At 37.3% G+C, this 2,319-nt stretch carries 2 protein-coding genes; both read left to right on the forward strand.

What is annotated here, in order from left to right:
- Positions 1-263 precede the first annotated feature (263 nt).
- On the forward strand, positions 264-440 hold the full coding sequence (locus RLO81_RS08685) for a hypothetical protein (RefSeq protein WP_350110138.1): 177 nt from the start codon (positions 264-266) through the stop codon (positions 438-440).
- A 313-nt stretch (positions 441-753) separates the two neighbouring features.
- Positions 754-1,818 carry a hypothetical protein gene (locus RLO81_RS08690; protein ID WP_350110141.1) on the forward strand — a complete coding sequence of 355 codons (1,065 nt, stop codon included), beginning with the start codon at positions 754-756 and terminating at the stop codon, positions 1,816-1,818.
- Positions 1,819-2,319: the final 501 nt, after the last annotated feature.

Below are 2,319 nucleotides of genomic sequence, written 5' to 3' on the forward strand. Positions count from 1 at the left end.
CAAATCAAGCCCGATAGCTCATAGATCCCGCTCAGAAATCTCAGTTCACTACAAATGAACGGTAGATCACCTTTGAAAAATCACAATTCATGCCGAATGAATCACAGAGCCCATTAAAAAATGACGCAACCCCAAAAGTTAATCACAGATCAGGGTGAAAGAGTCACAAATCAAGACCAATGGATCATAGAGCCCAACTTTTAGAGGCAGAGCACCATTGATCTGCATCATAACATACTTAACCTGACAATAAATACACTTGAATGATAAATAATGATGCTTCCTCAATCATTCAAACCGTGAAAACCAACACAAATGATGCTAGACTACTCAATGCATGCATCGCCATTGAGATTCCTTTAGGCGACAGGATCACTTTATACGCTTTACCTGCCTATGGTTATCCTACCAGGAGGTTTAAAGAGGAGGGAAGGCTGTGAGCAGATGCGGAAGCCAGGTATACCCGGCAGAAGAATGCGTATGGTGAGCAGTGCAGTGCCACTGATGCATGGGAAGCTGCCATGATATAGGCAAACTAACTTATCGCGCAAGTGTTTTCCACTTGTGCGATAATAGGGCACCTCGGCCTTCAGCTAGCGATCCTAAATCCCGTCCAATTCAACAAGCATGATCGACCGAAGATAATATCACAGAAATGTTTAATTTGGTGATGAATACGCACAACGTATCCAGTTTTGGATCGCTTAGTAATACTGTTGTTTTAATTGTTGAGTGCAATTATTGGGTCATATCATGAATAAATTATTAACTCTTCTATTCATTATAATAACCACAGTTTGCAACGGTACCGAGCAAGAGCCTGACCTTATATATTACGAAGGGAATTGTTTATCTCTATTTACTGGGTACTATTTCCCCTCACCACTAGAAACCTATTTTTATCAAAATAAAATCAAATATCCATTTGATGCGCTTTCTACAGCAAACTACCGAGGACATATTGCATCTTGGATTATAGTAAATGACAGTCTTTTTCTTACCGAAATTGCTATACAAAGTAAACGGTTTCAGCCTGGTGATTATAATGTAGCTTCCAAGGATTCGAGAAACTCAAAAAATGGTGTATTTGCTGATTGGTTTAGTGGTATAATTTCAAGTTCTGAATACAGACACGATACAATTGTAAATCTTGGTGATAGGTACTTGATTGATAGTACGACCACATTGTTAAAAACATACTACTTCCATTTAAGGAATGGAAAATTGATAGATAAACAAATTATAAATGAAGAAGGCAGTGAAGATCATGGGCTGACATCTGAATACAACCTGCTTAATCTCAATGAAAACTATATTTCTTACTATCTGAGACTTGGAGTAAGTGATCAGATTACTTTTCAGAATAAAAAGGGCTACTTAAAAGGGAATTATGGGTTAAGTCCCATTTTAATACTTTATTACAATGATCACTTGAAATGGCCCTATAATTGGGAGAATGAAAGCAAGAGCGGGGCACCCAATTGCAATTGGCACATTAGTAACGACTCTCTGTTTTTGGATTCGGTGACTCTTAAATCCGGACTCAGTTACAACTCAATAAAAAGTGTTCCAATAGCATTAAATGAAATCTTTCCTCTCGGTGAAAACAAAGAGTATATTTTCGGCGACTGGGTATCTGGTGTCTATTCAATTGAATATGGAGAAAGAGTTGCCAAGGAGAAATATTCGAACTATAAAACTTTTGAAGTATCAGAATACATCCTGTTTAGATTAAATAAGGGAATTGTTGAGGAGTATTGGTTATTACCCGGTGACTTTAACTTTAACAAACTGAAGAAAAATATTGAACCAGGATGAAAGCGAGTCATTCAAGAACTAAAAGCCCACAACATAAGACAGTGAAGAATGGCCTACTTATTTCATAGCGATCCGCATTCAATCTCTATCCGTTCACCATGCTCCGCAGAGCACCTCGGCCTCCAGCTAAAAAACGATTTCCAATCCCATACAATTAAACAAGACTTATCGACCCGATACAATATCCACGAAAATGTTTAATTTGGTGATCAATACGCACAACGTATCCAGTGTTGGATCGCTTATAAGCGTTTATTGTCGGTTAAAAGTGGGTAAAGTGTATGTTTAGACCAGTTAACTATTAATAGATATAAGGAAATAACAGTAATACTGGTATTTTCATTGTTGTAGAGCATCAGAGGATATCGTATCAAACCTAGTTGAAAATTAAAAGGGGGATGCTATAGATTTAAAAGTGGAAACATTAAAACAAAAATCTATAGTCCCCATGATCAAAAATAGTGTAATCAACCGAGAAAAACTGGAATGGCTCTTCGATCA

The sequence above is a fragment of the Fulvivirga sp. genome (genome assembly GCF_040220315.1).
Lineage (GTDB): Bacteria > Bacteroidota > Bacteroidia > Cytophagales > Cyclobacteriaceae > Fulvivirga.